Here is a 4308-nt window from a genome sequence, read left to right as displayed (position 1 = left end):
TGGTGACCGAGTCCGCGCGGGCCCGCGCGGACTCGACGTGTGCGGCGGGCCGGTCGGCCGCCAGCGCGGCCAGACCATCGGCCAGCTCGCCCCGGTCGGCGCCGATGACGACCGCACGGTGCGGCAGCGCGGCCCGGCCGGTGGCCAGCGAGAAGCCGGTGCCCAGAACGTCGGTGTCGTCCTTCAGCCAGTCCAGCACCCGCGCGGCCTGGGCACTCAGCCCGGTCGCGGTGCGGGCCGAAAGCACCCACGGCACCGCACCCGGCACCCGCCCGGGCGCCGGGGCCTCGGCGGCGGCCGGTGCGGCCTCCAGCACGACGTGCGCGTTGGTCCCGCTGACGCCGAACGACGACACACCCGCCCGGCGCGGAGAGCCCGTCTCGGGCCACTCCCGGGCCTCGGTCAGCAGCTCCACCGCGCCGGCCGACCAGTCCACGTGCGACGACGGCTCGTCCACGTGCAGGGTCCTGGGCAGCACGCCGTGCCGCATCGCCTCGACGGCCTTGATCACGCCCGCCATGCCCGCGGCGGCCTGGGTGTGGCCCAAGTTCGATTTCACCGAGCCCAGCCACAGCGGCCGCTCGCGGTCCTGCCCGTAGGTGGCGATGATCGCCTGGGCCTCGATCGGGTCGCCCAGCGTCGTGCCCGTTCCGTGGCCCTCGATCAGGTCCACGTCGGACGTCACGAGCCCGGCGTCGGCCAGCGCGCTGCGGATGACCCGCTGCTGCGAAGGACCGTTCGGCGCCGTCAAGCCGTTCGACGCACCGTCCTGATTCACCGCGGAGCCGCGTACGACAGCCAGCACCGGGTGCCCCAGCCGCCGCGCGTCGGAGAGCCGCTCGACGAGCAGCATCCCCACGCCCTCGGACCAGCTCGCACCGTCCGCTGTGCCCGCGAAGGACTTGCAGCGGCCGTCCGGCGCGAGGCCGCGCTGCCGGGAGAACTCGACAAACGTGCCGGGGGTGGCCATCACGGCGACGCCGCCCGCGAGCGCGAGGTCGCATTCGCCGGAGCGCAGCGCGCGGGCCGCCCAGTGCAGGGCGACCAGGGAGGACGAGCACGCGGTGTCGACCGTGACGGCCGGGCCCTCCAGACCGAGGGTGTAGGCGATGCGGCCGGACGCGACGCTGCCGGAGTTGCCCATGCCGAGGTAGCCCTCAAGCCCTTCGGGCGTCGCGCCGAGCCGTGCGGCGTAGTCGTGGTACATCATCCCGGCGAACACGCCGGTCTGGCTGCCGCGCAGCGCGGTGGGGTCGATGCCCGCCCGCTCCACAGCCTCCCACGCCGTCTCCAGCAGGAGCCGCTGCTGCGGGTCCATCGCCAGCGCCTCGCGCGGCGAGATACCGAAGAATCCGGCGTCGAACTCACCCGCGTCGGTCAGGAAGCCGCCCTCGCGGGTGTAGCTCGTGCCCACGTGGTCGGGGTCGGCGTGGTAGAGCGCTTCGAGGTCCCAGCCACGGTCGGTGGGGAAGGGGGAGATGACGTCACGGCCCTCGGCGACAACGCGCCACAGGTCCTCGGGTGACGCGACGCCGCCGGGGTAGCGGCACGCCATGCCGACGATGGCGACCGGCTCGTCCACACGGGCGACGGTGCTCGGGACAGCAGGCTTTGCGGCCGCCGCCCCGAGCACCTCGGTGAGAATGTGCCGGGCCAGTGCGGCGGGCGTCGGGTGGTCGAACACGGTCGTCGCAGGCAGCCGCAGGCCGGTGGCCGCGCCGAGTCGGTTGCGCAGTTCTATCGCCGTCAGCGAGTCGAAACCGAACTCGAGGAAGGGGCGGTCGGCGGCTACCGCGTCGGCCGAGCCATGTCCGAGCACGGCGGCGGCCTGGCCGCGCACCAGGTCGAGCACGGTCCGCGTGCGCTCGGCGGCGGGCTGCCCGGCGAGGCGGTCGCGCAGCCCGCCCGCGTCACCGTCGCGGGCCGTTCGGCGGCGCGGCGCACCCGCGAGGCCCCGCAGCGCTGCGGGCAGACGGGCGCCCTGGTCACGCAGGGCGGCCGGGTCGAGCCTGGCGGCGACGGCCAGGCCGCTGCCCACGCAGGCCATGTCGAACAGGGCCAGGCCGCGGTCGGTCGGCAGCGGCAGGACGCCGCCGCGGGCCATGCGCGAGGTGTCGGCGCGGCCGGTCATGTCGCTGGCCGGCGCCCAGAGGCCCCACGCGATCGACACGCCGGGCAGGCCGAGGGAGCGGCGGCGCTCAGCGAGCGCGTCGAGGTAGGCGTTGGCGGCGGCGTAGTTGCCCTGGCCAGGCCCGCCAAGGACACCCGCGAGGGACGAGAAGAGCACGAAGGCGCGCAGGTCGAGGCCCGCGGTCAGCTCGTGCAGGTGCCACGCGGCGTCGGCCTTGGGCCGCAGCACCGCATCCACCCGCTCAGGAGTCAGCGACTCCACGGTAGCGTCGTCCAGCACCCCCGCCGCGTGCACCACACCGGTGACGGGGTGCGCGGCCAGCACCTGGCCGAGCGCGTCGCGGTCCGCGACATCGCACGCGGCGAAGACGACCCGGGCGCCGAGCGCGGTCAAGTCGACCACGAGGTCGGCGGCGCCGGGCGCCTCAGCGCCCCGCCTGCCGACCAGCACCAGACCGCGCACGCCGTGCGCGGTCACCAGGTGCCGGGCGACGAGGCCGCCCAGCGTGCCGCCCGCGCCGGTGACCAGCACTGTGTCGTCCGGTCCGAAGGAGACGGTGCCCGTGTCGCCGGCCGGAGTGCGGGCCAGACGCGGGACGAACATCTCGCCCGCGCGCACGGCGACCCGCGGCTCGTCGGCCAGGGCCGCGGCGGCCTGCACTGCCCGCCGCGAGTCGGCGTGCTCGTCGGTCTCGACATGACCGAACCGGCCGGGGTGTTCGGCCTGGGCCGCGCGCAGCAGACCGCCGACGGCGGCACCCGCCAGGTCCGCGCCGCGAGTGACGACGACCAGCCGCTCGGCCCGGTCGTCGGCTATCCACCGCTGGACCTCGGCGAGCACCTCGTGCACGGCACGGCGGACGTCTTCGGGCCCACCGGAGCTGTCGACCTTGTCGAGGCGCAGCAGCACGACCTCGGCATCTGCTGCGACGGGCGCTTCGGCAGTCGCTTCGGCCGTGGACACCGGGAGCCAGTCGAGGCGCAGAACGGGGTCGCCGGCGGCGCGAGCGGTGGCGACCTGCTCGGCCGTGACCGCACGCAAGCGCAGCGCCTCGACGCCCGCCACGGGCGCGCCGGTGCCGTCGGCGAGGTCGACCGCCACGGCGTCACCGCCCAGCGCGGCCAGCCGGACCCGCAACGCGCGGGCACCGACTGCGTGTACGCGCAGGCCCTGCCACGCGAAGGGCAGGCCGCCCTTGCTGACCAGGCCGCCGAGGCCGATCGGGTGCAAGGCCGCGTCGAGCAGCGCCGGGTGCAGCAGGAAGCCCGCCGGGTCCTCGGACTCCAGCTCGACCTCGGCGAACACCTCGCCGCGCTGTCCGGTCCCGCGCCGCCACGCGGCGCGCACGCCCCGGAAGACGGGGCCGTAGTCGAGTCCGCGGTCGGACAGGTCGGCGTAGAGCGCCGACACGTCCACCGGCTCGGTGCCCGCGGGCGGCCACTCGCTCAGCGGCGTACCGGTGTCGGTGGACGTCGGCGCGAGGACGCCGGTGGCATGCCGCGTCCAAGGGTCGTCGCCGCCGGCGGGGCGCGAGTGCACGCTGACGGCACGGCGGCTGTCGGCCTCGGCCGGGCCCACCCGGACCTGGAGCTGGACGGCGGCGCGCTCGGGCAGCGCCAGCGGCGCACCGATCACCAGCTCGTCGAGCACTCCGCAGCCGAGCCGGTCGCCTGCGGCGAGCACGATCTCGGCCAGTGCCGCGCCGGGCAGCAGCACGGCACCGAGGACGACGTGATCGGCCAGCCACGCGAGTGCGCCCGGGGCGAGGCGCCCGGTCAGTACGAGTCCGCCGTCCTCGGCGAGGTCGACAGCGGCGCCGAGCAGGGGGTGCCCGGCGGCGGCCAGGCCGGCGCTCGCGAGGTCGCCCGCGGCCGGGCCGGTCGGCGCCAGCCAGTACCGCTCGCGCTGGAAGGCGTACGTGGGCAGGTCGACGTTGCCCGCGACGCCCGCGAAGAACCGCGGCCAGTCGACGGTGACGCCCGCCGCGTGCAGGGCGGCCAGGCCGGTGACCAGAGCGCGCACACCCGCGCGCTCGCGGTGCAGCGAACCGACCGCGACGACAGCGGCGCCCTCGGCCTCGGCGGTCTCCTGCACGCCGACGGTGAGCACGGGATGCGGGGTGACCTCAAGGAACGCCCGGTGGCCGTCGGCGAGCAGGCCTCGCACGGCGTCGGCGA

Annotated in this window: 1 protein-coding gene; it reads right to left on the bottom strand. The window is 76.2% G+C overall.

What is annotated here, in order from left to right; all coding sequences use genetic code 11:
* On the bottom strand, nt 1-4308 hold a 4308-nt coding region (locus tag PJ985_RS22990), incomplete at both ends, for a type I polyketide synthase (protein ID WP_271685819.1).

This window comes from Streptomyces sp. ACA25 (assembly GCF_028200735.1).
Taxonomy (GTDB): domain Bacteria; phylum Actinomycetota; class Actinomycetes; order Streptomycetales; family Streptomycetaceae; genus Streptomyces.
Note: the sequence above shows the minus strand (reverse complement) of the source record. Positions and strands in the feature narration are given on the sequence as shown.